This window comes from Streptomyces sp. NPDC051976 (assembly GCF_040680795.1).
Classification (GTDB): Bacteria; Actinomycetota; Actinomycetes; order Streptomycetales; family Streptomycetaceae; genus Actinacidiphila.
Genome location: NZ_JBFAXL010000052.1, coordinates 21,564 through 46,315, shown reverse-complemented (window position 1 = coordinate 46,315; position 24,752 = coordinate 21,564). Strand labels below are relative to the sequence as shown.

Below are 24,752 nucleotides of genomic sequence, written 5' to 3'. Positions count from 1 at the left end.
GGCTGGGCGGCACCCAGGAATGCGTTATGACCGGCCGGCTTGTCAGACCTGGGTCTTCAGGGCGTCCACGATGGCGTCGGCCATAGGGGCGCTGGAAGCAGGGTTCTGGCCCGTGAACAGGTTGTCGTCACGCACCGTGAAGGGCTGGTAAGGGTCGCCCTGCTCGTGACGGGCGCCCTTCTCACGCAGGCGGCTGGCGAGGAGCCAGGGGGCGTTGTCCGCGGTCCCGAAGATGGCTTCCTCCTCGTCGGTGAAGGCGGCCATCCGGCGGCCGGCGAAGGTCCAGTTCCCGTCTGCGTCCGTGGCGCTGAGGAGCCCTGCCGGTCCGTGGCAGACAGCGCCGATGATCTTGCCCTGTTGGTCCGCTGCCACCAGCAGGCGCCGCAGGTTGCCGTCCTGGTAGAGATCGACGACAGGGCCGTGGCCTCCGGGCAGAACGATCGCGTCGTAGTCGTCGACGCTGATCTCGTCCAGCTTCAGCAGCGGCCCGAAGCTGCTCAGGGCCTGCTGGGCGTGGGCGACGTAGCGGGCGCAGTCCTCGCCGGCGATCTGGGGGTCGGAGCTGTGCGCGTCTAGCGGCTGGAGGACGCCTCCGGGCGAGGCGAAGTCGACCTGGTGTCCGGCCTGGACGAACTTCTCGTGGGGCGCGGCGAGCTCCTCGGCCCAGTAGCCCGTGGGGTACTGGGATCCGTCGGTGCGCTCCCAGACGCTGGCCGACGACATGACGATCAGGATCCGGCTCATGAGTGTGCTCCTTGCTCTTCGTGTGGAGGCAGTGGGGTGGCGGTGCTTCAGGCAGCGGGGAAGTCGGTGGCGGGGGCGCTGGAGGCGACGGCGTCCAGGTTGGCCCGCAGCGCGTCGACCTTGGCCGTGGCGTAGGCGTGAGCGTCCGAGCCGAGCAGCTGGCGCAGCGGGCCGTCACCGGCGATGGCCTGGCGGATGATCGCAGCAGCGCCCTTGACCGGGTCGCCGAGCTGGCTGCCCTGGAGCTTGAGGTGGTCCTGGACCATCGTGCGGACGGTCGGGTAGTGCTCGGTGCTCTGCGCCGGCAGGGCGAGGGAGTCCGTGGTGAGGAAGGAGGTGCGGAAGTATCCGGGCTCCACGATGGTGACCTTGATCCCGAAGTCGGCCACCTCGGCAGCGAGCGCCTCGCTCAGTCCTTCCACGGCGAACTTGCCTGCGCAGTACAGGCCCCAGCCGGGGACCGCGGTCAGGCCCAGCACTGAGGAGACGTTGATGACGCGGCCCTCGCGGCGCTCACGCAGGATGGGCAGGACAGCGCGCAGAACGTTCCATACGCCGATGACCTGGACACCCAGCATCTCGCGGACTTCGCTGTCGCTGGTTTCCTCCACCGCCGCCAGGAAGCCGTAGCCGGCGTTGTTGACGACGACGTCCAGGCTGCCGAAGCGCTCTACGGCTTGGGCGACCGCGTGCTCCACCTGAGCCTCATCGGTCAGGTCCACGGTCAGCGGCAGAAGACTGGAAATGTCGGTCTCCTCGCCAAGAGAGGCGATCAGGCGCTCCGCAGACCGCGTCGTGGCAGCGACATCGGCGCCAGCACTCAGCAGTTGCCTGACCAGTTCGAGTCCCAGACCTCGAGAGGTACCGGTCACGAACCAGGTTCCGAGGCGTTCGGCGGTGACAGACATGGTGATCCTTCGCGTTCGGCAGGGGGCCGGACCAATGGATCGGCCCGGTCGGGGGATGACTCAAGCCTCTTCCGCCACAACCCCGGCGCGGCCGTCATGATCGGCCCTGCGCAGCCTCGGACCCGCCAACCTAGGACGCACAGACCCACGCGCGTCCGGTCACCGTCGGTCACACTGGCGTCATGGCAGAAAACAACCGCGAACTGGCGGACTTTCTCAAACGCGCACGCGCACAGAGCGACCCTTCACGGGCGGGCCTGCCGCCCGACGGACGCGTACGCCGTGTTCCCGGCCTCAGACGGGAGGAGGTCGCCCTGCTGGCGGGAGTGTCCACCGACTACTACAGCCGCCTGGAACAAGGGCGGCGCATCGTCCCCTCCTCAAGCGTGATCGAAGCCATCGGCCGGGCCCTGGACCTCGATGCGGCAGGCCTCGCCCACCTCAAGGACCTCATCGGAACCAGCGCCAACCCCAACCGGCGGCGTCCCGCCGCCGTGCAGCGCCTGCGCCCCGGAGTGCATCAGCTTTTCGACTCGCTGGCCGGTGTGCCCGCGCTGGCCCTGGGCCGGCGCACCGACGTACTGGCAGCCAACCGGATGGCAAAGGCACTGTTCACCGACTTCGACGCCATGCCACCACAGCAGCGCAACTACGCACGGTGGCTGTTTCTTGACATGGACACCCGTACCCTGTTCGTGGACTGGGAAGTACAGGCCCGCGCCGCGGTGGAGAGCTTGCGCCTGGAGGTCGGCCGTGACCCCGACGATCCGGCCACTCTCTCCCTCATCGCCGAACTACGTACGGAGAGCCCGGAGTTCGACCAGTGGTGGGAGGAACACCGGGTTTACCAGCGCACTCACGGCTCCAAACGGCTCCTTCACCCCCTCGTGGGAGAGCTCACCGTCGAATACGAGACCATCATCCTGCCCGGCGACTCCGACGTCGCGCTCTTCGTCTACACCGCCCCAGCCGCATCAGCCTCCCAGCAAGCTCTGGACCTCCTGGCCAGCTGGACGCTCACCCCCGAATTCCGCCGGACCCGCTGAGCCCGGAGCGGCGTGTTCGGGAACTCCTGCCGATGGGCAACGGACGGCACGGTCGGCGCTCAGGACAGCCGGGCCTCCCCGATCCACACGAGGTCCGCCTCGGCGCGATTGATCGCGAACCGTGTGGTCAGGCCGCGAGCATCTCCATCTCCCACTGATCGAGCAGTCCGAGCAGGTGATCGGCGTCGGTGTCTGGGCCAAGTGCAGCTGGATCTGCAACGGCTGGCGGGCGCGTTCGGAGACCGTGTCCAGCCAGCCTCGGAAAGCGTGAAAGCCGGCACTCCGACGTCCCGGCCGCCCGGGTCCGTGAGGAACGCCGCTCGCGCCGGCTGAGCTCCCGATCATCGCCGCCCGCCGTCATGCCCGCCGAACTGGCGCCGCGCCCCAATCAGGGCCGTTCCGCCGGCGCGGTCGCCAGCTTCACCAGGACCGACACAGTGGCCTCGCCGAGTACGCGGTCGGCCTCAGCGGCGCTGAGGGGCCGGCGATGAACGCCACCAGTACCGCCATCGGCTCCCTCTCCGGTTCACGGCTCGTCTTCGCCACACACCCCCGGTGTCGCCGACGTCGAGCGTTCTCGGCTGGACCTGCGAGTCCTAGGTTGCCTTGTCCGCGGTCTGACAGGGCGCGATAGCCGCGCCTTCGGCGGGATGTGGTGATCCACGCTGGATGCATTCCGACCCGGCGGACTACTCGGGGCGACCTCGTTCCGTTGGAGGGCGATCATGGCTATTCCGACTGACCGATCAGCGATCTGGTTCGTGACCGGTACCTCCCATGGCGTGGGGCTGGGCCTCGTCAAGCAGCTGCTGGAGCGTGGTGACTGTGTCGCGGCGACGACGCGATCGTCCGTGCGGCTACTCGCGGCGCTCGGTGACCGTGTCGACACATCGCGCCTTTGCCCGCTGACAGTCGATCTTCGTAACGAGACGCAGGTAAAACAGGCCGTGCAGGAGACCGTCGAGCGTTTCGACGATCTGGATGTCGTCGTGAACAACGCCGGCTACGGATTCCTGGCCGCGATCGAGAAGACCAGCGCCCGCGACGTCCGCGACATGCTCGACGTCCAGGTCGTAGGCGTGTGGAACGTACTGCGTGCTGCGCTGCCCGTTCTGCACACGCAGCGCAGCGGGCATGTCGTGAACGTGTCATCGGTCCTGGGCTTGACCGCCGTTCCGGCTTGGGGGCTGTATTGCGCAGGCAAGTTCGCGCTGGAGGGCCTGAGCGAGGCGCTGGCGGCCGAGGTGGCGGACTTCGGGATCGACGTGACCATCGTTGAGCCCGGCTGCTTCCGCACCGGCTTCCTCTCCCAGAGCTCGCTCGCCGTGCCAGCCGACGCCACCGAGCAATACCCGGGCATTCGCCAGATGGTCGACAACTATCTCAAGCTCCAGGGCAACCAACTCGCCGACCCACTTGTGGGCGCCGCCGCCATCATCGACCGGGTCGTGGCTGGTAAGAGCCCCTTGCGCCAGGTACTCGGCTCGGACTCCCATGCCTACGCAACCGCCAAAGTCCGGGCGCTGCTGGCGAACCTGGCGGCCACCGCGGGAACCGCGCCTGCCACCGACTTCCCCGCCGCCTGAGATCCGCCGAGACATCGCAGAGGAGAGCTGCCCCATGAGCAAGATCCTGATCGTCGTGTCGGCGGCTGCTGTCTGGGAGCGCGTCGACGGCGCGACGTACCCGACCGGCTATTGGGCCGAGGAACTGGCGGCCCCGCACAAGAGATTCGTCGAGGCTGGCTACACGGTCGACTTCGCCTCCCCGGGAGGAGGGGTGCTGCAGCCGCTCGACGAGCACAGCGCCAGCCCGGAAATCGCCGGAGTGGGCTGTGCCCGCTACGTGGTGCACGCGAAGAAGGCACTGCGGGAGTTCGGCCCCCTGCCGAAGCTCGACGAGGTGGACATCCACGACTACGTCACGGTCGTCCCCTCTGGTGGCTACGGCCCGGTCGTAGAAGGAACGTCGTGGCTGCTCAGCGCCCGATTGCGGGGACTGGGTGCGGTCTGCTCCGGCGGTACTGCCTGGCAGCGGTTCAACGTGCGTCACGACAACACCGGCCAGAACCGGGCACCCATCGCGCCCATGGCCGAGGACATGATCGCCGCGCTCGCCTTACGCCACGGCTGGTACGCGTCGGTGAATTGACTCCGCCTGCTGCTCTCGGCGGGCCCACCGCCCATGTCGCCTCGTCTGGCCCTGACAGCCAAGAGGAGCGACACATCCTCGGGCACTAGCTGCCCTCTGCCACGATCAACCCACCGGAGAGTTCCGTGAATACAACCCTGCCCGAGTTCGACGTCATTGGCCGTGTGGAGAAGGGGGTGCTCATTGGCGGCCAGTGGCGGTCCGCTACAGGGTGTACAACGTTCCCGGTGGAGAACCCCGCCACTGGCGAGAAGCTGTGTGAGGTGTCCAACGCCGTCCCGGAAGACGCGCTGGCTGCCCTTGATGCCGCGAGCGCGGCACAGGCCGGGTGGGCGGCATTTCCCCCACGTCGCCGTGGGAACATCCTGCGTCGGGCTCACGATCTTCTGATCGAGCGCATGGAGGAATTCGCGCTTCTGATCACCCTGGAGATGGGCAAGTCACTGGCCGAATCGCGGGCGGAGGTTCGCTACGGTGCGGACTACCTGCGCTGGTTCGGCGAGGAGGCCGTCCGAATCGACGGCACCTGGAAGGTCAGCGAGGACGGCACAGCCCGCGTCCTGGTTACCCGCCAACCGGTGGGCCCCTGTCTGCTGATCACCCCATGGAACGCGCCGCTGGCCATGCCGGCTCGCAAGATCGGACCGGCTGTGGCAGCCGGCTGCACCATGATCGTCAAGCCTGCGGCACAGACACCGCTCACGACAGCCGCACTCGCAGGTGTGCTCGCAGACGCTGGCCTGCCCGACGGCGTCCTCAACATCATCCCCACCGCCCACGCCGCAGCGGTCACCGAACCCCTGCTTCGGGACGGCAGGCTGCGCAAGCTGTCCTTCACCGGATCCACCCCCGTCGGCCGCCTCCTGCTCTCGCAGGCGGCTGACAGAGTGCTGCGGACCTCGATGGAGCTCGGCGGCAACGCCCCGTTCATCGTCTGTGAGGACGCCGACCTCGACGCCGCGGTCGAGGGCGCGATGACCGCCAAGCTCCGCAACGTCGGGGAGGCGTGCATCGCCGCCAACCGCTTCCACGTCCACACCGACGTCGCCGAGGAATTCACCCGGAGGTTGGTCGCACGCATGGGCACGCTCGCTGTCGGAGCGGGTACTGCCCCCTCCACCGATCTCGGACCACTGATCGACGAACGCCAGCGTCGCCGGGTCGCCGACCTGGTCGACGAGACGGTCGCCGCTGGCGCGCGTGTACGGGCAGGTGCTCTGGTGCCGGACGGTCCGGGCTACTTCTACCCCCCGACCGTCCTGACTGACATTCCCGCCGGCGCACGGATCACCCGCGAGGAGATCTTCGGTCCGGTTGCCGCGATCCACACGTTCACCACGGAGGGAGAAGCGCTCCGCGCGGCCAACGACACCGAGTTCGGCCTCGTCAGCTACCTCTATACCCGGGACCTGAACCGGGCCCTGCGTATGAGCGAGCGGCTTGAGTCCGGCATGGTGGGCCTCAACCGCGGATACGTGTCGGACCCCAGCGCCCCCTTCGGCGGCATGAAGCAGTCCGGCATCGGCCGTGAGGGTGGCAACACCGGCATCGACGAGTACCTGGAACAGAAGTACCTCGCCATCGACATGGCGCCGCCCTCGCAGCGGCCCTCGCCCAGCCATCTGGAGGCATCGGGGAACGTCCGATGAGCAGCAGCACCGTCTTCGACTCCCTTTTGTTCAGGGACATGTTCGGCACCTCCGAGATGCGTGCCGTTTTCAGTGATGAGATGTATCTGGCGGAGGTCGTCCGTGTCGAGGTGGCGCTGGCACAGGCACAGGCCCGTGTCGGCATCATTCCCCAGAGCGCAGCTGACGCTATCGCCGCATGCTGCAACCCCGCACGCCTCGACCGCGAGCGGCTGCGCCGCGACACCGACAACGTCGGATACCCGATCCTCCCAATCGTCACCCAACTCGCCGCACAGTGCGGCGACGCCGGCGGTTACCTGCACTGGGGCGCAACTACGCAGGACATCATGGACACCGCGACAGTCCTGCAGTGCGCTCGGGGCCTGAACCTGATCGCCGACACACTGGACGGTCTGCGGCACGACCTGCGAGAGCTGGCCGACACCCACCTCAACACCGTCACAGCCGGCCGGACTCATCTCCAGCATGCCCTTCCCATCACCTTCGGATATCGCGTCGCGGTCTGGCTCTCAGCACTGGACCGGCACGCCGAGCGGATTGCCGACGTGCGACGACGTGACCTGATGGTCCAGTTCGGAGGAGCTGCCGGCACCCTGGCCTCCCTCGGGCCCGGCCCCGGCGCCCTGCGTGTGCGCGCCGAACTGGCGTCGGAACTCGGCCTACGGGACCCCGAGATTACCTGGCATGTCGCGCGGGACGGGCTCACTGAGCTCGTCGGACTCCTCGCTTCTATCGGCGCTTCCCTGGGCAAGATCGGCATGGACGTCGCCATGATGTGCTCAACCGAATTCGGGGAACTGTCCGAGCCCTACGTGGAGGGACGCGGCGCGAGCTCCACCATGCCGCAGAAACGCAACCCCATCTCCAGCGAACTCATGATCGCTGCAGCTAAGCTCCTGCGGGACAAATCCTCAGCCATGCTGGATGCGACGTTGCAGGACTTCGAACGTGCCACCGGACCCTGGCACATCGAATGGGCCGTGATCCCGGAAGCGTTCCTCCTCCTGTCCTCCTCTCTCGCGCAGGCCGCCCATGCGCTGCCGAAACTGCAGGTCGACACCGTCCGTATGCGTGACAACCTCGGCCTGACCGAAGGGCTCATTCTCGCTGAAGCCGTCATGATGGCCCTCGCGCCCGACCTCGGCCGTCAGCGAGCCCACCACCTCGTCTACAACGCATGCACCCGGGCCACGGAGGCTGGGACCGACCTCGCCGACGAACTGCTCAAACATCCGGACATCGTCGCAAGTCTCGGCGAACACCGAATTCGGCAGCTGAGCGACCCCGCCGCCTATCTCGGCAGTGCTCAGGCCATGACACATGCCGTCACTCGCAGAGCCAGCAATCGCACACTCGCGCGGGGGTGTTCAAATGTCGCTAAGTGAGGGACTGGAAATCGTTCGGCCCTGTCTCACTTTCGGTGGTGACTGAACGTAGCGAGGGTCGTTGTCGTTCGTGTGAGGGATGTCAACGAGCTTGTGCAGATGGTGTTTTCGGGTCTGTCCCCGCTGGTCATCGAGGAGGTGACTGACGAAGGCGAGCGGTTCGTGGTGCGGGCGCGAACCCTCCTCGCGGCGGTCACTTCCCGGCCGCGCGGGAAGCGGATCGCGGACGTGGCCGAGCAGCTGGTACGGCTTCTCGTCCATGCACACCACCCGGCGTGCCGGATCGTAGGGCCGGGGGTAGACAGCCAGGACGTCTTGCATCCGGCCTCGGTCTTTCACGGCGGCCTCGGCCGCGGTGACTGAACGTCACCCGATGGCAGGATCGGTGCCCCGACCTGCGATGATCCGTGGTGTCGAGGCACTGATCATGCGCTGGGTGGGGGCACCGAATCCGTGCGGAAGCGTAGTGGACGCCTGGCGGATGTGACCATGTCGGCTGACGGTACGAGGCAGCTCGGGCACGTGGGCGGGGTGCACCTGCAGTTGCTGGCGGAGAAGACCGGGCTGGCCGAGGCGCTCACGCGGGCGATGCGCCGTCCGGGGTTCCGTCCGGCTCACGCGCGCGGGCAGGTCCTGGTGGACCTGGCCTGCGCGATCGTGCTGGGGGCGGTCGCCATCGGTGACATCGCCGTCTTGGAGCACCAGCGCGGGGTGCTCGGCCCGGTCGCGTCGGCGGCGACCGCTTGGCGGACCCTGGACGAGGTCGGCGAGCTGCAGCAGCGCCGGATCGCGGTGGCCCGCGCCGCCGTCCGACGCCGGGCGTGGAAGCTGCTGGAAGAGCGCCCCGAGGGGTTTCCCTGGACGGTGGTGGACGGACGGCCGCTTGCGGGCTGGACCGTGCTGGACTCCGACGCCACCCCGGTTCCTTGCGCGTCCGAGAAGGAGGGTGCCGCCGGCACGTACAAGAAGGGCGTGTTCGGCCTGTGCCCGCTGCTGGTCTACTGCGACAACACCGGCGAGATGCTCGCCCACCAACTACGGCCGGGCGACGCCGGCTGCAACGACACCGCCGACAACATCGAGATCTTCCGGCAGGCCGTCGAACAGCTCCCGGGCCCGTACCGCCGCAAGGTCTTGTTCCGGACCGACAGGGCCGGATTCTCCTGCGGCCTGCTGAAGTGGATCGCCGACTGCGGCGGCCGCGTGCACCCGTCCTACCGCTGGGAGTACTCCACCGGCTGGTCCTTCACCGGGCGGGAGATGGACGCCGTGCTCGCCGTCGACGCGCTGGAGGACCGCACCAGCCGCGTCCTGTGGGAACCGGCACTGGAAGCCGACGGCACCGTGCGCGAGAAGGCGTTCGTGGTCGAGATCACCGGACTGCTCGGCGACCTCGACACCTGGCCGAAGGGCCACCGGGTGTTCGTACGCCGCGAACCTCTGCACCCCCGGTACGCGAAGGACGCGAGCGCCTACGAGAGGGAGCACGGGGTGCGGCTGACCGCGTTCGCGACCAACACCCCCGGCCGGCAGGCCGCCTGGCTGGATCTTCGCCACCGTGGCCACTGCCGGGTCGAGCCGAAGATCCGCGACAGCAAGGCCGAGAGCCTCGCCCGCTTCCCGTCCCGCTTCATGAAGATCAACCAGGCCTGGCTCACCGCAACCGCGCTCGCCTGCGACCTGCGCAACTGGCTCCAACTCCTCGGCTGCCAGGGCGCCATGGCCCGGGCCACGCCGAAGACCCTGCGCTACCGCTTCCTGCACGTCCCCGCCGTCCTGGTCCGCGGACAGCGCAGACGACGCCTGAAGATCCCCGCGACCTGGCCCTGGGCCGAGCAGATCGTCGAAGCGTTCCGCCGCATCCGGGCCCTGCCCGCACCGACCTGACCCACACGCCCAGCCCCGACCAGCACCGAGAGGAGGACACCGCAGCCCCCGGCCCCGTGGAAACCGGCGTCACCGGCACGACAGCCGAAGCGCAGCCCTGCCCGACCCCGCCCGCCGGACAGGACGAACGCGACATCACAGGCACAAGATCACGACGACACTGCAGTGAAAGATTCAGGCCGGGCGCCAACCTCCGCCCGCACTTCCGGCGCGCGCTCAACACCACGCCGACCGCCTACCGGCGTGGATTCACGCAGCGCCCGCAAGGCAGGAAAGTAGGTTCCGATCTCGTGGAGATCATCGCCGCAGGTCGCTGGAAATATCCGTTGACGAATGTCCCTCACGGCGGCGACTGTGCGAACACCGCCGCCGCCGCCGCGATAACGGCCAAGTCCCGGCTCACTCTTTCTTAGCGGTCGGTTCGAGCGGCTCCGGCGCACCCTCGCCAACGCCAGTCGAGCCCTCCGCCCTGCCGGCCGAAGCCGCGGGCCGACCGCGCCGACCCATCAACACCGCACCGACGATCAGCGCGAGCGCGACGACCGCCAACGCCAAGGGCGCCACGGTGCCCTCCCACAACAGCTGCGACTGGTCGTCCTTGGACTGCTTGACCGCGTCCGCGATGCCCGCCGGCGACATCTTGGTGTCCACGTCGAGCACCGGCGTCAGAGGTGTCGTGCCCAGCTTCGACTTCATGTGCGCGGTGACCGTCTGGCGGGCATCGGCGTCGACGGTGGTGCCGCTCAGTTGGTCCACCCACATCGTGGTCTTCGTCGACGATGTGTACGTCAGCGGCACCAGCACGCTGTCGCCGCCCGGCGGTAGCAGCGACGCGAGCGCGCCCTGCATGTCCGGGGCCATCGTCGCGGCCAGGCCCTTGAGTACCGCGGCCGGTACCGCTGGCGGCAGTTGCGCCAGCGTGCTCGGGTCCTTCAACGCCCCGGAGACGTCCACGGTGTACACGTAGGTGGAGCGGCCGCCGTGGCTTTCGCTGCGCACGTACTTGGCGGTGGCCTGCGTGGCGGTCGCGCCGTCCCACCACGGATAGTCGTGCTTGCCGGGGGAGAACGCGAAGCCGACCGCCAGGCCCTGGTGGGCGTCGGCAACGCCGGCCGGCGCAGGCGCCGGCATCAGGGTTTTGCTGTTGACGGCCCACGTCGCGGTCGGGTTGCCGAGCACTCCGCCGGCGCCGTTAACGGCGGTCACGTCCGACAGGACCGCGACGTCGCCGTGCATCCCGATCGCCTTGACGGTTTCCACCGCGGTGAACGGCGCGTCCTTGACGAACGCGTGCGCCAGATCGCCACTGGCCACTGCATGCTGATCGAGATAGGAGGCGGTGCCGGCGTAGCGGGTGACGGTGTTCTGGTCGCTTTGGACGCGCTCGGCGTCCGGCACCACCTTGAACCGGATCACCCCTGCGACGGCGGCGCACACGACCGCACCGGCGGCCAATGCGAGGACTGACTTACGCATGTCATCAATTCCTGACGAGCCCGGGGACAGGGAAGAACCGCGGAAGAACCGGCGGCTGTGACCGTCGTCCGCCGAAGACCTGACCGGCCGAGAAGGACTCCGGCGGGAACGCCCCGGCGCCCTTGTGCCTGACGACGAGGACGTCGAGCACCAGCAGCACTGCGAACTCCAGGCCCATGAGCAGGCCGAGGAACCGTGCCGAGACGTCCACGCTGCGGTGTCCGAACAGGGCCACCACGATGACTCCGAGCGCGCTGAAAACGCCCCACGGCACGTCCACGCCGGACTGGGCGAACACCAGCGAGGTGAAGTACCTGAAGACGGCGCACATCCCGACCGCGAGCGACAGATAGCCGAGCGCGGCGACATAGGCCGTGGCGACGCCGGTCTGCTTGCCGAGCGCACGGGCCACGAAGAGGTAGAAGGCACCGTCGTTGACGACGCGCCTGCTCATCGCCGAGTATCCCGCCGCGAAGCACAGCAGCACGGCGGCGGCGATGACGTGCGCGGCGGGCAGCGAGATGCCGTCGCCACGCACGAGGGCGAGCGGTTCGTTGCCGGCGATGGCCGCCATTGGGGCCGCGGCGGCGACGACCAGGAATACCAACCTGCGGGTGGACAGCACGCGCCGCGTGCGCTCTGGACCCATTGGGGTCCCGTCCGCGCCCGGCCCGGACGTCGCATGTCGTTGATCGGTTCCCACGGCTCCTCCTCTGCTGCTCCAATGACGAAGTGGTGCGGAGCATACGCAGCTTTTGGTCACGCGACCAGATGTATCGGTCGGGTAACCAAAAATTGTGCACTGTGCCAGACTGCTGCGCATGAGTGCCGAACCCGTCGAGTCAGCGAAGTCTCCGAGCCGCCGCCGTCGCGCACGCCGTGCCACCAGCGAGGAACTCGTCGAGGCGGCCATCCGGGTCATCGGGCGGGAAGGAGTCGGGGCTGCCACGACCCGCAAGATCGCCGACGAGGCAGGGGTCCCCCAGGGCACCGTCCACTACTGGTTCGCGGACAAGAGTGAACTGCTCGAAGACGTGGTCCGCGAGATCGTCGACCGGCTCGAGCGGACTGCGGCGATCGGCGGTCGTCGCGGCGGCGGGACGACCGAGGGGGATCTCCGCGCGGCCTTGCGCGCGGCATGGGACGAGGTCGCCTACGACGACCCGGGCACCCAGCTCGGCTACTACGAACTTACGGCCCTCGCCCTGCGTACCCCGTCGATGCGCGAACTCGCCCGTAACCAGTACCGCGGATACCGTGACCTCGCCGCCCGCTCGCTGGCGCCCGTGCTCGAGGGGGCTGATCCCCAACGGGCCGCCGTACTGGCCCAGTTCGTGGCGGTGACCTTCGACGGTCTGCTGCTGTCCTGGCTCGCGGATCCCGAGGGCACGCGGCCGGAACAGGTGCTCGACCTACTCGTCGATGTCGTGCTCCGAGCCGCACAGGACACGGTCACCGACACGGCCGACTGATGTACAGGCGGTTTCGCGGGGGGATCGCATTGCGCCCGTGATCTCCTCGGCACCGTCGATGCCCCATGGGCGCGAGGCGGGCCACCGCGGCCGAGCGGGAGCTGCGATGTCTGGTGAGGATCGCGGGTGCTGAGAAGTCCGGCGTGCTCCCCGCATGCCCCCGCCCGGTGCCCATGCCCTGACCGAGTCGATCACGGCCGGAGCTCACAATTCGGTTGGTCGCTTGACCAAATCGTATGCACAGACCACACTCTCCGCTAAGTCTCACCCCCGTGCGGGGTGTTCGCATGTAGAGAGAGGCCGTGCGATGACGCAGGACTCCGGCAGCGGCAAGCCCACCGGCCACCGCCGAGGCCTGCCTCACACGCCGCAGCCTCCGTCCCCGACTGCGGAAGCGCAGGCCATCTGGGGCAGAGGCACCCCGCCCCTGCGCGGGGCCTTCAGCTGGCGCACCATTCGCGGGCGTGTGTCGCTCATTCTGGCCGTACCCAGCTGCATGCTGCTGGGGATGGCCGGCGTAGCCGTCGCCAGCCATGTACAGGAATACCAGAATGCCCTCGCCACCAGGGAAGACGTCGAGGTGGGTGCGCGCATCCAGAGCCTGGTGTACAACCTTCAGGGCGAACGCATTCTTACCAACGGCCTGCTCGCAGGCGACGAGAGTGATCGCGCGCTGCTTGCCCAGGGCCGCAAGGAGGTCGATGCCTTCCGTCGGAAACTGGACGACGAGCCTGCGGTGGCCGACGCGATGGGTCGCTTCGGGCAACTGGCGCGGATCCGTGCGTCTGTGGACTCCGGGACCGCTGACCAGGAGAAAGTCCAGCTTTACTACACCGACTTGATCGAGGCGCTCAACGCCGCTGACCCAGCAGTCGGCAAGGCCACCAGCGGCGACAGACGACTGCGTGACAGTCTGGCCGCCCTCCAGGCTCTCGCCGAGGTCCAGGAATCGGGTAGCCAGGAAATCAACCTGCTTGGCAGTGTCGTGGCCGCAGGGTCGTTCCGAGGAACTGAATTCCTCGACTTCATCGAGACGTGGGCAACCCGGAGATCCGCCATGGCCCGCTTCTTCACCGTCGCCACACCAGCCCAGAGCGATGCCGTGAAGAACATGCTTTCCTCGCCGGCGACCCAGCGCCTCGACGCCATGGAGCGCGCGGCCCTCAAGACCTCCGACGGGTCACGGATCCACATCAACGCGGCCGGGCTCAACAGCGACATGACCCGCGTTGGTGAGACCGTCTACCGCGCACAGCAACGAATCCACGCCGATGCCAAGGCGCGTGCGGAGACTCTCAGCGAGGAGGCGACCCTCGCCCTGGCCGGGTACCTCGCCGTGGCCGTACTGGTGGCAGCAGCCCTCGTTACCGCAGCCGTTGTCGCTGACCGATCTATCACCAAGCCCCTCGACGCGCTGGCCCGCGAGGCCGACGACGTCGCCCGGCGCCGTCTACCCGACACTGTGGCGCGCATCCACAGCGGTGAACTCGTCGTGCCACCCGAGTACGACGATCGGGAACTGCCCGGCAGCGCGCGGGAGGTCAGCAGGGCAGTCTCCGCTCTGCGCAACGTCGAACAGACCGCCCTCGGTCTCGCCGCAGAGCAGGCCGTGCTGCGTCGCACCGCCACGGAGTCACTCGCCAGCCTCGGCCGCCGCAACCAGGGACTGCTCCGCCGCCAGTTGAGTCTGATCACAGCCCTCGAACAGCAGGAACTCGACCCCGAGGCACTGGCCGAGCTCTTCAAACTCGACCACCTGGCAACCAGGATGCGCCGCAACGCCGAAAGCCTCCTCGTCCTGGCGGACGAGCGCAGTCCCCAGATCAGCACGGTGACCGCCAGTAGTCTGGAACTGGTCCAGTCCGCGCTCGGTGAGGTCGAGCAGTACCAGCGGGTCGCGATACTCGGGATGGAGCCGTGCCGTATCAGCGGCCGGGCAGTCGGCGAACTGTCCCATCTGCTGGCCGAACTGATCGAGAATGCGCTGGCCTTCTCTCCGCCGACCCAGCCCGTTGACGTCCACGGCTGGGCGGACGGCGGCGAGTACTGCCTCGCCATCGTCGACCACGGTGTGGGAATGTCTCCGGAGGACCTCACGCTTGCCAACGCCCGCATCGCCGGCAAGGACGCGGCCCGCGCAGCCGCCGGTCGCTACCTCGGTCACTACGTGGTGGGCCGCCTCGCTGACCGTCTCGGCGTCGAGGCACTGCTCTCCGACACTCCCGGCGGGGGTGTGTCCGCACTGGTCACCCTGCCCGCCCAGGTCCTCGCACCCGACGAGGTCCCGCCAACGGACCCACGAAGCAGAGTCTCGTCCCTGCTGAACGGCTTCCGAGCGGGCGTTGCACGCGCCGATGCCAGATAGGAACCCTAGGAACCCCGTGACTTCCTCACAACAGAACTTCGCCTGGCTCATCTCCGAGTTCGTCCGCTCCGCCGACGGTGTCATCGACGCCGTCGCGGTCTCCTCGGACGGACTGCTCATCGCATCTTCGGAAGGCCTTACCCGCGATCGCGCGGACCACCTTGCCGCCGTCGTGTCCGGCATCGCCTCTCTCACCCACAACGCCGCCTCGACGCATGGCTTCCGCGGAATGAAGCTCGTCATGATTGAGATGGTCGACGGCTTCATGATGGTGAAGCACATACGAGACGGCTCCTGCCTCGGCGTGCTCGCCGAGGAGGACTGCGACATCGGTCTCGTCGGCTACGAGATGGCTGTCCTCGCTGACCGGGCCGGCGCACTGCTGACGCCGCAACTTCTCAGCGAACTCCCGGGAACATTCGGAGGACTCTGAGCCGGACATCACAGCGAGCTGCCGGGTTCAGGAGCCCATGGGCCTGGTATCGACGCCCCTGTATCGCCGGGCGGGGACTGGCTGCCGAGTCGCCCACCACGGCCCAGCGTGCCGCGAAACGCATCGCTGATGGTCTGGCTGTTCTTCGCGATCCGCGGGACCGGCGTGGACGCTGCCACTGGCTGGTAGCAGTGTTGCTCACCGCCTGCTGTGCGGTGCTTGCCGGGGCCCGCCCCTACCTGGCCATCGGCCAGTATGCCCGACCGCGCCCCAGGAGACCCTGGCCCGCCTCGGCGTGCCGGCCGCGTCAAGCGGAACCAGCCGGCGCTGCACGAAGTCCTGCGAGAGCTGGCCGGGGAAGGAGGCCACCGCGTGCTTACGAGCGCGAGGTCGGGCACGGGCGCCGAGAAATCCGCTCGGTGCGCACCCTCACCATTACCGATCTGCACCTGGACTTCCTCCACGTGGCACACAAGACCACCCGCGAGGGCCGTCTACAGCATCACCGACCTTCCGGTGCCGCAGCATCACCGCAGGCCATCGGCCGATTCACCCGCGCCCGCTGGGGCATCGAGGCTGTGCACCATGTGAGAGACACCATGTTCGGCGAAGACGCCTCGAAGATCCGCACCGGGCACGGCCCCGAGAACATGGCCACTCTGCGCAGCTTCGTGATCAGCAGCCTGCGGGCTGCCGGACATCGCAGGCCTGCGTGAGGTCTCCTGCACCCCCTTCACCAGCCCTCTGGACCTGATCAGCCCGCCCTGACCAGCAACACCACATGATCACCCAGACTTTGAATCAGCCCTGCATGCGCTGGAGTCTGAGGCTCCGTCAAAGTTGTGGTGAACCGCAGGCGTCTGCCGCTGTTCGTCGTGGTCGCCCCGGTCAGCATATGGAATCGCTCCCATGAATGCTGAGACCGATGAAATGTCGACAAAGACACCTGGTCTCGTGAGGAGATGACCGGAATGAGCGCTGCGAAATAACATTTTTCTGGAGACTATTTCTCTTACTGCCCCCGTGAATCCGCTCCACCTCCAAGCGCCCGGTTCCGCACGTCGCTGACCTGCGCATTCTTTGACGTGAAGTGGGCTCCAGGGGTACTGCCGACCCCGGGCTACGCGTCACTCTCCGTCTTTTCATGATGCCGGTCCGCAGTAGCATCCGCCATCGCCTGGCAGTTTCGAACTCGATACGTAAATAAACCCTCACAGGGATTCCGCAAACCCCTGGGTTTATGCCAAGCTGTGCGGCGTCCGGTCGATCACATCCCGGACCTTCTTCGGTCTTTCACGACCGCATGACGCCGGGGGAGCGCGTCTCCTTCAACCTGCTCTTGTTCTTCGGAGGACTCATGGGATTCCCCAAACGCTCAGGGCGGCGACACGCCCGACGCCGCTGGCTGGGCCTGTCGGGGGTGGCGGTACTGGCCGCCGCCGCCATCGCTTTCGCGACGTTCCAGGTCGGCACCCGTTCCGCCTCGGCAGCCGGCCCCCTGCTCTCACAAGGCAAACCGGTGACCGCTTCATCGGTCGAGGGCGGCGCCTGGCCCGCCGCCGCTGCCGCCGACGGCGACAGCAACACCCGCTGGTCCAGCGCCTTCCGCGACGACCAGTGGATCCAGATCGACCTTGGCGCCACGAGCGCGATCGATCAGATCGTTCTGCACTGGGAAGCCGCCCACGCCACGGCGTACCGCATCGAGGTCTCACCGGACGCCAAGCAGTGGACATCGGTGTACTCCACGACCACCGGCAAGGGCGGCACCGAGACGCTCGACGTGACCGGCTCGGGCCGCTACGTTCGGCTGACCGGCACCCAGCGCAGCAGCCAGTACGGCATCTCGCTCTACGAGTTCCAGGTGTACGGACCCGGCGGGACCGATGGCACCCCCACCGCGCCGTCTGACGGCGGAGCGCCCGCCACGACGCAAGTCGGCTCGCCACCGGACGCGCCCGCCGGTGTGGCGACGCTCATATCCCAGAGCCGTCCCACCATCGCCTCCACCTTCGAGAGCGCCGGATTCGCCGCGCGCGGCGCGACCGACGGCGACGACACCACCCGGTGGTCGAGCCAGTTCCTCGACAAGCAGTGGCTGAGGGTTGACTTCGGCTCCACCGCCGAGATCAGCAAGGTGGTGCTGCACTGGGAGAACTCCTACGCGTCTGGCTTCGAGATCCAGACCTCCGACAACGGTGCGGACTGGAAGCCGATCTACACCACCACGACCGGCAAGGGCGGCACCCAGACGCTCGACGTGACCGGCTCGGGCCGCTACATCCGGCTGTACACCACCGCCCGTGCCACCGCCCATGGCGTCTCACTGTGGGAGTTTCAGGCCTACGGCACCCTCCCGGGCGCACCGGCTCCCGGAGGCCCGGGCTACATCCCCGCCAACCCGCAGGTCACCGGCGCTACCCCGGCCAACGGCAACCCGGCACACGCCCTTTTCCACGAGTTCCAGGCCAACTGCAACGCCACCCACGACGCCCCTGACGACCCGATCGTCTACCCGGGCAAGCCGGGCGCGTCGCACATGCACACCTTCCTCGGCAACACCATCACCAACGCGTCCACCACTCCCGCGGACCTCAAGTCTTCGCCGCCTGCCGCGTGCAAGGCACCCGGTGACAAGTCGGCGTACTGGATGCCGACGCTCTACAACGGCGACAAGGCCGTCGACCCGGTCGGCCCGCAGGTCATCTACTACAAGACCGGAATCCGTGACTACACGGCCGTGCGGCCGTTCCCGCCGGGCCTGCGGTTCGTGGTCGGCGACCCCAAGGCCACCGCCGAGGAGTTCCACGACCAGCCCGGCTTCGTTGAGGGCTTCGAGTGCGGCAACGCCTCCTGGAACATCGACATCCCGGCCACCTGCCCCGTCGGCACCGAGCTGAACATCCGCTTCCAGGCGCCCAGTTGCTGGAACGGCCTGTACCTGGACACCCCTGACCACAAGAGTCACATGGCATACGCCGTGGACGGTGTGTGCCCCAAGGACCACCCGATCGCCCTGCCGATGCTCGAGTTCAAGATGGCCTTCCCCGTCAACGGCGACATGTCGCAGGTGCACTTCTCCAGCGGCCGCGGCTTCTCGTTTCACTACGACTTCATGAACGCGTGGGACCAGCCGACGCTCCAGGCGCTGGTGACGCATTGCATCAACGGCGGCCTGCAGTGCAACGCCCGCGGTTACGACGAGACGCAGCCCGGCAAGGGCGCTGCCCTCAACGAGCAGTACCTGCTTCCCTGATCCATCTGTGCACGTCGTGGCCGGCCCGACCCCCACCGGGTCGGCCACCCGCACCGACTTCCCCAAGGCCCCCCGTGACCATTGCACAGACCCGGATGCCGCTGCCGGGAACTCTTCTGGCCCTCCTCCTGCTGGCCGTCGGATGCGGCGCCTCCGACACCTCCCAGGCCCCCTCCCGCTCCACGTCCTCGTCCCCGGACACGGCTGCTGCCACGGGCCCCTCCAAGGCGGCGGCGCTGGTCTGCTCGTACGAGGCCGCCGAGGACATCGAGGGCGCCCTCGGCGTCAGCACCACCGAGCCGCCGAAGGCTGTCTGGTCGGACCACGTCAACAGCTGCTCCTACCGGTATCCGTCCGGCACCATACGGCTGTCCGTGGAAGACCTGCCCGACGCCTCGGCAGTCACCGCCTCCTTCTCCGCAGCTCAGGCGGCGGAACGTGCCAGCCCCCTGCCAGGCATGGGAGAGCAGGCGTTCTCCGTAGCCGACGGGTCGGTGTTCGTCCGCAAAGACCTCACAGTCCTGCACGTCGACGTCAGCGCCCTGCCCGCCCGGCTCGGCACGCGAACCCGCTCCCAGGTGGCCCGTACCGTTGCCACGACCGTTCTGATCTGCTGGAAGGAACAGTGACCGCGCGACAGGGTACGCGGCAAACGGCTCTGCTGAAGCTGCCTCGCTCCCCGCGCCGGTGCGTATGAGCGGCGGCGCGACAGCCGGGCGCGGCGCGGGCCGGGCCGGCCCCCGCCACCGTGGTGGCCGCCGGCCCAACCCCGCACCGGCCCGCCCGTGGCGGCGCGCCGACCCCGGTGCGGTCCTGTTGGGCGCGCTGCTGCTCGGCGCGACTGCCGTCACCGCGTCCTGGTGGGCAACCGGCGGTTTACCCGCGGGTGCAGGCGGTCTCGTCGCCTCGGGCGCCCGTCTGTCGGGATTGCTCGCCGGGTATACCGGCATCGTCCTGCTCGGCCTGATGGCCAGGGTTCCGCTGCTTGAACGTACCGTGGGTACCGCCCAACTGGTCCGAGGGCACTCGGTGGCCGGACGCTGCACCATAGGGCTGGCCTGCGTCCACACCGTACTGGCCACTGCGCACTGGACCTCCAAAGCCAGCGGCACCCTGTGGCAGCGGCTGACCGGGCGCCTCGGCGCCGACCCCCGGCTCCAGCAGGCGCTGGTCGCCCTGGTCCTGCTGCTCGCGGTTGCCGCCGTCTCGGCGCGAGCAGCCCGGCGCCACCTCGGACATGGCATCTGGCACCGCGTGCACCTGACGACGTACGCCGCGATGGCTCTCGCCCTCACCCACGAGCTGGCCGGCCCCGATCTCGTCGCCGCGCCAGCCGTCCGGGCCGCTTGGTGGCTGTTGTGCGGCGTGGTCGTGTACCTGCTGGTGCACCACAGGCTCATCGCCCCGCCACGGCGCGCGCTTCGGCATCGCCTACAGGTGGCGGAGGTGCGTCACGAAGCACCAGGTGTGGTATCGGTGCTGGTCACCGGACGTGACCTGCCCGGCCTCGGCGCCGAGCCGGGCCAGTTCTTCCGCTGGCGCTTCCTGACCCGCGGCATGTGGTGGACGGCAAACCCCTACTCCTTGTCCGCGCCGCCGGGCGACTGCTTCCTGCGGATCACCGTGAAGGCCGCGGGTACGCACAGCCAGGCTTTGACCCAGGTCCGGCCCGGCACGCGGGTGTGGGCGCAAGGACCGTACGGGGCTCTCACCAGGCAGGCGGCTCCCGCTCCGAAGGTGCTGCTGCTGGGCGGCGGCATCGGCATCGCACCGCTGCGTGCCCTCTTCGAGACGCTGCCCGGCAAGATCACCTTCGTCTACAGGGCCCGCGGTCCTGAAGATCTCGTGCTGCGCGCCGAACTCGAGGCGATCGCGGCCGCCCGCGGCGCAAGGGTCCTCTACGTCCTGGACGGCCCCCACGGACCGTCTCTGCCGTTGACCGGCCGGGCCCTGCGCGCTGCCGTCCCCGATCTGGCCGCGCACGTGGTCTATCTGACTGGCCCTCCCGGCATGACTGCCACCGCCCGCCGCGCGCTGCGCCGTGCCGGTGTGCCCCGGCGCAGTATCCGCTGCGAGTCCTTCGACTTCTGACCTGCCGCGGAGGATCGTGTCGGGCGGTTCGGGGCGGGTTGCTCCAAGCGCTGCCGCCAGCGCCGAGGGCGGCCAGCAAAAGGGACCGCCGCGAGCACCCTCACGGCCGGATCGTGGACAGGCCGCAAGCGCCGATACGCCTTTGGCAGCGGCGGCTTGGCCCGCCTCCTGCTGCCTCTGCTTCCAGCGGCAGGCGTACAAGCACAGTTGAGATCTGGCGTGCGACAAGTACGGCCTTGTGTGGGGTATCCGCGACGGGAGGAACCGTCCACGGTGGGCTGAGTCGGGAACGGGGCCAGCACAGGGACGTGAGGAGAGCAGGTTTGAAGCTTCCCCCCCGATACAGACACGCCCCCCAGCAGTCGGACCGGACGTCACCGTACCTCCAACCGCCCGGACGACCGCCCCGGCGAACCTGCACCCGGTCGCCCGGCCCGGGTGGCAGGTTTCCCTTTTACGTGATCCCCATCACATGCACGGTGCGCGCACCCTCGGCCTTCCGGAGGCACTCATTCGGCACCACCCAGGACGGACATCGGTGTGACGCGGGTCGCGCGGCGGGCGGGGAGCAGGCCGGCCAATGCGGTCAGGGCCGCCAAGGCACAGAAGACCAGGGCGAGTTGGGCGCCAGGCAGGACCAGAGGCGCGTTGGCCACGGCGACACGGACGAGGAGCCAGGCGTACGGGACGCCGAGCGCGAGGCCGAGGGAGGCGCCGAGGACGCCGTACAGGCCGGCCTCCATGGTGATCGTGCGGCGCAGTGCTTCGCCGCCCAGGCCCAGCGCGCGCAACAGGCCGAACTCACGGGTCCGTTCGATCGTGGTCAGGCTGGTGGTGGCGGTGACGCCGACGACCGCGATGAGGACGGTCAGGGCGACAAGGCCGAGCGCGGTGACGCCCATCGTCTCGATGGTGGCCCGGGTATTGTCCCGGTCGTCCGCCAGGACGCTGATGGTGACGTCGTCCGGGTCGGGGACGTGTTCCCGTATCACGGTCTCCAGGGCCCGTTGCGCCTTGCCGCGGGCGGCGAGGCCGGACGTGGCGGCGTCGGCGAAGATGCCGCCGGTGCTTTCGGTGGCGCCCATGCGGGTGAGATCGGCGGGGACCACGAGGATGTCGGCCTGTCCCGGGCCGTCTTCGGGCAGCGTGGCGGCGACGGTCAGCCGGATGTTCCCCCGGCTCGACGTGACGGTGAACGAGTCGCCCGCCCGCACGCCGAATGCGTCGGCCACGCCGGACGCGACGACCGCGCTGCCAGGGCCCAGATCCGACAGGGATCCGGTGGCGGTGTCGATGTACCGGCCGGTGGGCAGGGCGCCCGGGTCCAGGTCCGACACCTCGTATTGGACGTGCGCGTCCTTGGGGCCCGCGGTGACCTGGACGGTCCGGTAGCCGGTGACGTGGGTGAGCTCGGGCAGTGCCGCGAACCGCCGTACGACAGCGGCGTCCAGGCCCTTGGCCTCGGACGTCACCCGAAAGTCGGCGGGGGCGTCGACGGCCTCGGTGCCCTGGTTGTAGGCGGTGAGACAGGCGACGGCGACCAGGGCGCCCGACACCAGGGCGACCCCGAGCGCGACGACGACGGAGACCGCCGCGGCCCGGCGCGGGGTACCGCCGACGCCGCTGACGGCGAGCCGGCCGGTGGTGCCGAGCCGGCGCAGCGGCCAGCCGGTCACCGCCAGGATGGGGCGGACCAGCAGGGGGCCCAGGACGACCAGCGCCAGGAAGGCCAGGCCCGCCGAGGCGACGGTGACCAGCATGCCGAGGCCCCGGTCGTAGTCCTGCTCGCCGGGCTCGGGGAGGTTGCGGAGCAGCAGGACGGCGAGTCCGGTGGCCGCGCCAGCGAGGACAACGCCGACGGCGAGGCGGCCGCCACCGATCCGGCGTTCGCCCGCGACGGTGCCCGCACTGCGCAGGGCCTGCAACGGCGAGACCCGGGCCGCCGACAGGGCGGGCGCGAGAACCGCTCCGACGCTGACGAGGATCGTCCCCACGACGACCAGCGCGGCGTCCGTGACGGGGAGACCCGGCGCCGACAGTTCCTGTCCGGTGAGGATACGGGCGGCCGACGGGGCGAGATGCCCGGCGCCCAACGCGAGCAGTACCCCGATGGTGCCGGCGACCGCGCCGACCAGGGCCCCTTCGGCGGCGAGCGCGGCCACCACCCGGCGCTGCGGGGCACCGATGGCGCGCAGCAGCGCCAACTGCCGCAGCCGCTGGGCGAAGACGATCCGGAAGGCGGAGGTGGCGACCAGGGCGGCGGCCCCGACAGCGACGGCGAGGAACACGGAGATCAACTGGAAGAGCTCGCGGAGGTCCCCGCCGACGGCCTCGCGCTCCTCCGCGGCACGTACGGCGCCGCCGGTGACGAGCTTCGCCTTCGCCGAGGCCTTGCCGGCCCCGTCGAGTGCGGCGCGCACCTGGCCCGTCAACTCGGCTTGCAAGACACCGGACTTGGCGACGATGTCGATGTGCTCGTAGCCCGGCAGGCCCGCGAAGGGGGCGATGAACGCGTCGGTGGTGTAGCCGCCGGACTGCTGCTCGGCGGTCGTGGTGCTCTTCACCACGCCGATGACCGTGACGGGGACCTTGACGGTCTTCTCCGCGTCCTTGGCGTCCGGGACCTTCATGGTCGTCCGAGTGCCGGGGGCGAGCCCCAGTTCCTCGGCCGCCCGGCGGTTGACGGCGAGTTCGCCAGCGCGTTCGGGGTAGCTGCCCTCGACCAGTTCGACCTGGGAGAGCGGGCCGGTGCCGGGGTCGGAGTGGAGTTCCAGCCAGTGCTGGGACGGGCCGGTGACGGGGGCGCCGGCGTTGACGCGTCCGACGGCCTCCGCCACCCCCGGCAGCGCGCGGATCCGCTGGAGCGCCGTGGCGCTGATGTTGCTGTCGCCGGCCATGGCGACCAGGTCCACGGCCTTCGTGGTGCCGCGGAAGTTGTCGAGGGTGGTGTTCGTGGTGATCTCCTGGGCCATGATCGTGGCGAAGACCACGAACGCGGCCACCAGGACCGACAGTCCCGTCGTCACCAACCGGCCCGGACGACGCAGGAGTTCGGCGAGCTGCGAGCCAAGAACACTGGCCCGCCACGGGGTGACCCGCTGCCAGGGGGTGCTCATCAGGCGGCCCTCCTCGGGTTTCGCAGGGCCAGCGTGACGTCAGCGCCGGACGCCGCGTCGACGTCGTCGACGATCCGGCCGTCGGCGAGGACGAGCACGCGGTCGGCGTGGGCGGCGGCGCGCGGGTCGTGCGTCACCATGACCACGGTCTGGCCGAGGTCTCGCACCGAGCGGCGCAGGAAGTCGAGGACCTCGGCGCCCGAGCGCGAGTCCAGGTTGCCGGTGGGCTCGTCGGCGAACAGCACGACGGGCTGGGCGAGCAACGCGCGGGCCAGGGCCACGCGCTGCTGCTGGCCGCCGGAGAGTTCGGACGGCCGGTGGGACATGCGGTCGCCGATGCCGAGGATGCCGACGAGGTGGTCCAGCAGGTCCCGGTCGAGGGGGCGGCCGGTCAGGGTGACGGGCAGGACGATGTTCTCCAGCGCCGTCAGCTGGGGCAGCAGGTTGAAGGACTGGAAGACGAAGCCGACCTTGTCACGCCGTACGCGGGTCAGCTCGCGGTCGGACATGCCCGTCAACTCGTCGTCGCCCAGGAAGACCTGGCCCGAGGTGGCGGAGTCGAGCCCTGCCAGGCAGTGCATGAGCGTGGACTTGCCCGAGCCCGAGGGGCCAGCGATGGCTGTGAACCGCGCACGGTCGAAGCCGACCGTCACCGAGTCCAGAGCCTTGATCTCCGCCTGCCCCTGCCGGTAGGTCTTGACCAGGTCGACGGCCGAGGCGATCCTGCCGTCGACAGCAGGGTGGTCCGTGGTGTGCGGGTTGGTCATGAC

The 24,752-nt window shown here is 69.0% G+C and carries 20 protein-coding genes and 1 pseudogene; 15 read left to right on the top strand and 6 right to left on the bottom strand.

Annotation, left to right across the window (positions count from 1 at the left end; all coding sequences use genetic code 11):
• Positions 1 to 42: 42 nt before the first annotated feature.
• Positions 43 to 744: a type 1 glutamine amidotransferase domain-containing protein gene (locus AB0M29_RS35415; protein ID WP_365390466.1), complete on the bottom strand. Its 702-nt coding sequence runs from the start codon at positions 742 to 744 to the stop codon at positions 43 to 45.
• A gap of 47 nt (positions 745 to 791) precedes the next feature.
• Positions 792 to 1,652, bottom strand: coding sequence for an SDR family NAD(P)-dependent oxidoreductase (locus AB0M29_RS35410; protein WP_365390464.1), 861 nt, complete (start codon positions 1,650 to 1,652; stop codon positions 792 to 794).
• A gap of 182 nt (positions 1,653 to 1,834) precedes the next feature.
• Here AB0M29_RS35410 and AB0M29_RS35405 point away from each other — a divergent pair, with 182 nt between their 5' ends.
• The 7 genes from AB0M29_RS35405 (at position 1,835) to AB0M29_RS35375 (ending at position 9,773) form a co-directional block, all read left to right on the top strand.
• Positions 1,835 to 2,698, top strand: a complete 864-nt coding sequence (locus AB0M29_RS35405) for a helix-turn-helix transcriptional regulator (RefSeq protein ID WP_365390461.1) — start codon at positions 1,835 to 1,837, stop codon at positions 2,696 to 2,698.
• 725 nt (positions 2,699 to 3,423) lie between these two features.
• Entirely contained in the window at positions 3,424 to 4,284 is an 861-nt protein-coding gene (locus AB0M29_RS35400; protein WP_365390459.1) for an SDR family oxidoreductase, read from the top strand.
• 34 nt (positions 4,285 to 4,318) lie between these two features.
• Positions 4,319 to 4,849: a type 1 glutamine amidotransferase domain-containing protein gene (locus tag AB0M29_RS35395; protein WP_365390456.1), complete on the top strand. Its 531-nt coding sequence runs from the start codon at positions 4,319 to 4,321 to the stop codon at positions 4,847 to 4,849.
• 176 nt (positions 4,850 to 5,025) lie between these two features.
• Positions 5,026 to 6,498, top strand: coding sequence for an NAD-dependent succinate-semialdehyde dehydrogenase (locus AB0M29_RS35390; RefSeq protein ID WP_365390502.1), 1,473 nt, complete (start codon positions 5,026 to 5,028; stop codon positions 6,496 to 6,498).
• On the top strand, positions 6,495 to 7,886 hold the full coding sequence (locus tag AB0M29_RS35385) for an adenylosuccinate lyase family protein (RefSeq protein WP_365390454.1): 1,392 nt from the start codon (positions 6,495 to 6,497) through the stop codon (positions 7,884 to 7,886). Before AB0M29_RS35390 ends, AB0M29_RS35385 begins: the two co-directional genes overlap by 4 nt.
• 72 nt (positions 7,887 to 7,958) lie before the next feature.
• Complete coding sequence (locus tag AB0M29_RS35380) at positions 7,959 to 8,249, top strand: hypothetical protein (RefSeq protein WP_365390518.1); 291 nt, start codon at positions 7,959 to 7,961, stop codon at positions 8,247 to 8,249.
• A gap of 126 nt (positions 8,250 to 8,375) precedes the next feature.
• Positions 8,376 to 9,773 carry an IS1380 family transposase gene (locus AB0M29_RS35375; RefSeq protein ID WP_365390451.1) on the top strand — a complete coding sequence of 466 codons (1,398 nt, stop codon included), beginning with the start codon at positions 8,376 to 8,378 and terminating at the stop codon, positions 9,771 to 9,773.
• Positions 9,774 to 10,172: 399 nt separating this feature from the next.
• Here the strand turns inward: AB0M29_RS35375 and AB0M29_RS35370 are convergent, their stop codons facing one another.
• Both AB0M29_RS35370 and AB0M29_RS35365 read right to left on the bottom strand, forming a co-directional pair.
• Complete coding sequence (locus tag AB0M29_RS35370) at positions 10,173 to 11,249, bottom strand: porin PorA family protein (protein ID WP_365390448.1); 1,077 nt, start codon at positions 11,247 to 11,249, stop codon at positions 10,173 to 10,175.
• 4 nt (positions 11,250 to 11,253) lie between these two features.
• Positions 11,254 to 11,898, bottom strand: a complete 645-nt coding sequence (locus AB0M29_RS35365; RefSeq protein ID WP_365390445.1) for an amino acid permease — start codon at positions 11,896 to 11,898, stop codon at positions 11,254 to 11,256.
• 172 nt (positions 11,899 to 12,070) lie between these two features.
• On the opposite strand from AB0M29_RS35365, the gene AB0M29_RS35360 reads away from it, so the two are divergent.
• The 8 genes and pseudogenes from AB0M29_RS35360 (at position 12,071) to AB0M29_RS35325 (ending at position 20,866) form a co-directional block, all read left to right on the top strand.
• Complete coding sequence (locus tag AB0M29_RS35360) at positions 12,071 to 12,721, top strand: TetR family transcriptional regulator (protein ID WP_365390442.1); 651 nt, start codon at positions 12,071 to 12,073, stop codon at positions 12,719 to 12,721.
• A 307-nt stretch (positions 12,722 to 13,028) separates the two neighbouring features.
• A complete protein-coding gene (locus AB0M29_RS35355; RefSeq protein WP_365390440.1) occupies positions 13,029 to 15,086 on the top strand; it encodes a nitrate- and nitrite sensing domain-containing protein in 2,058 nt (685 codons plus the stop codon).
• Positions 15,076 to 15,519 (top strand): roadblock/LC7 domain-containing protein, encoded by a 444-nt coding sequence (locus tag AB0M29_RS35350; RefSeq protein WP_365390438.1) that lies wholly within the window; start codon positions 15,076 to 15,078, stop codon positions 15,517 to 15,519. Before AB0M29_RS35355 ends, AB0M29_RS35350 begins: the two co-directional genes overlap by 11 nt.
• 419 nt (positions 15,520 to 15,938) lie before the next feature.
• Positions 15,939 to 16,235 carry a hypothetical protein gene (locus AB0M29_RS35345; RefSeq protein ID WP_365390436.1) on the top strand — a complete coding sequence of 99 codons (297 nt, stop codon included), beginning with the start codon at positions 15,939 to 15,941 and terminating at the stop codon, positions 16,233 to 16,235.
• Between the two features lie 524 nt (positions 16,236 to 16,759).
• Positions 16,760 to 17,365, top strand: a pseudogene (locus tag AB0M29_RS35340) (discoidin domain-containing protein); the annotation flags it as partial.
• 18 nt (positions 17,366 to 17,383) lie between these two features.
• A complete protein-coding gene (locus tag AB0M29_RS35335) occupies positions 17,384 to 18,775 on the top strand; it encodes a DUF1996 domain-containing protein (RefSeq protein WP_365390500.1) in 1,392 nt (463 codons plus the stop codon).
• Between the two features lie 74 nt (positions 18,776 to 18,849).
• Positions 18,850 to 19,404, top strand: coding sequence for a hypothetical protein (locus AB0M29_RS35330; protein ID WP_365390434.1), 555 nt, complete (start codon positions 18,850 to 18,852; stop codon positions 19,402 to 19,404).
• A 64-nt stretch (positions 19,405 to 19,468) separates the two neighbouring features.
• A complete protein-coding gene (locus AB0M29_RS35325; RefSeq protein ID WP_365390432.1) occupies positions 19,469 to 20,866 on the top strand; it encodes a ferric reductase-like transmembrane domain-containing protein in 1,398 nt (465 codons plus the stop codon).
• Positions 20,867 to 21,375: 509 nt separating this feature from the next.
• Here the strand turns inward: AB0M29_RS35325 and AB0M29_RS35320 are convergent.
• Both AB0M29_RS35320 and AB0M29_RS35315 read right to left on the bottom strand, forming a co-directional pair.
• Positions 21,376 to 23,982, bottom strand: coding sequence for an ABC transporter permease (locus tag AB0M29_RS35320; protein WP_365390430.1), 2,607 nt, complete (start codon positions 23,980 to 23,982; stop codon positions 21,376 to 21,378).
• The gene (locus tag AB0M29_RS35315) at positions 23,982 to 24,749 is read right to left on the bottom strand and encodes an ABC transporter ATP-binding protein (RefSeq protein WP_365390428.1); all 768 of its coding nucleotides are present in this window, start codon (positions 24,747 to 24,749) and stop codon (positions 23,982 to 23,984) included. The genes AB0M29_RS35320 and AB0M29_RS35315 overlap by 1 nt, the downstream gene beginning before the upstream one ends.
• Positions 24,750 to 24,752: the final 3 nt, after the last annotated feature.

Coding starts and splice junctions, on each gene's coding strand:
- AB0M29_RS35415 (WP_365390466.1), bottom strand. CDS start 744: ATGAGCCGGATCCTGATCGTCATGTCGTCGGCCAGCGTCTGGGAGCGC.
- AB0M29_RS35410 (WP_365390464.1), bottom strand. CDS start 1,652: ATGTCTGTCACCGCCGAACGCCTCGGAACCTGGTTCGTGACCGGTACC.
- AB0M29_RS35405 (WP_365390461.1), top strand. CDS start 1,835: ATGGCAGAAAACAACCGCGAACTGGCGGACTTTCTCAAACGCGCACGC.
- AB0M29_RS35400 (WP_365390459.1), top strand. CDS start 3,424: ATGGCTATTCCGACTGACCGATCAGCGATCTGGTTCGTGACCGGTACC.
- AB0M29_RS35395 (WP_365390456.1), top strand. CDS start 4,319: ATGAGCAAGATCCTGATCGTCGTGTCGGCGGCTGCTGTCTGGGAGCGC.
- AB0M29_RS35385 (WP_365390454.1), top strand. CDS start 6,495: ATGAGCAGCAGCACCGTCTTCGACTCCCTTTTGTTCAGGGACATGTTC.
- AB0M29_RS35375 (WP_365390451.1), top strand. CDS start 8,376: ATGTCGGCTGACGGTACGAGGCAGCTCGGGCACGTGGGCGGGGTGCAC.
- AB0M29_RS35370 (WP_365390448.1), bottom strand. CDS start 11,249: ATGCGTAAGTCAGTCCTCGCATTGGCCGCCGGTGCGGTCGTGTGCGCC.
- AB0M29_RS35365 (WP_365390445.1), bottom strand. CDS start 11,898: ATGGGTCCAGAGCGCACGCGGCGCGTGCTGTCCACCCGCAGGTTGGTA.
- AB0M29_RS35360 (WP_365390442.1), top strand. CDS start 12,071: ATGAGTGCCGAACCCGTCGAGTCAGCGAAGTCTCCGAGCCGCCGCCGT.
- AB0M29_RS35355 (WP_365390440.1), top strand. CDS start 13,029: ATGACGCAGGACTCCGGCAGCGGCAAGCCCACCGGCCACCGCCGAGGC.
- AB0M29_RS35350 (WP_365390438.1), top strand. CDS start 15,076: ATGCCAGATAGGAACCCTAGGAACCCCGTGACTTCCTCACAACAGAAC.
- AB0M29_RS35325 (WP_365390432.1), top strand. CDS start 19,469: ATGAGCGGCGGCGCGACAGCCGGGCGCGGCGCGGGCCGGGCCGGCCCC.
- AB0M29_RS35320 (WP_365390430.1), bottom strand. CDS start 23,982: ATGAGCACCCCCTGGCAGCGGGTCACCCCGTGGCGGGCCAGTGTTCTT.
- AB0M29_RS35315 (WP_365390428.1), bottom strand. CDS start 24,749: ATGACCAACCCGCACACCACGGACCACCCTGCTGTCGACGGCAGGATC.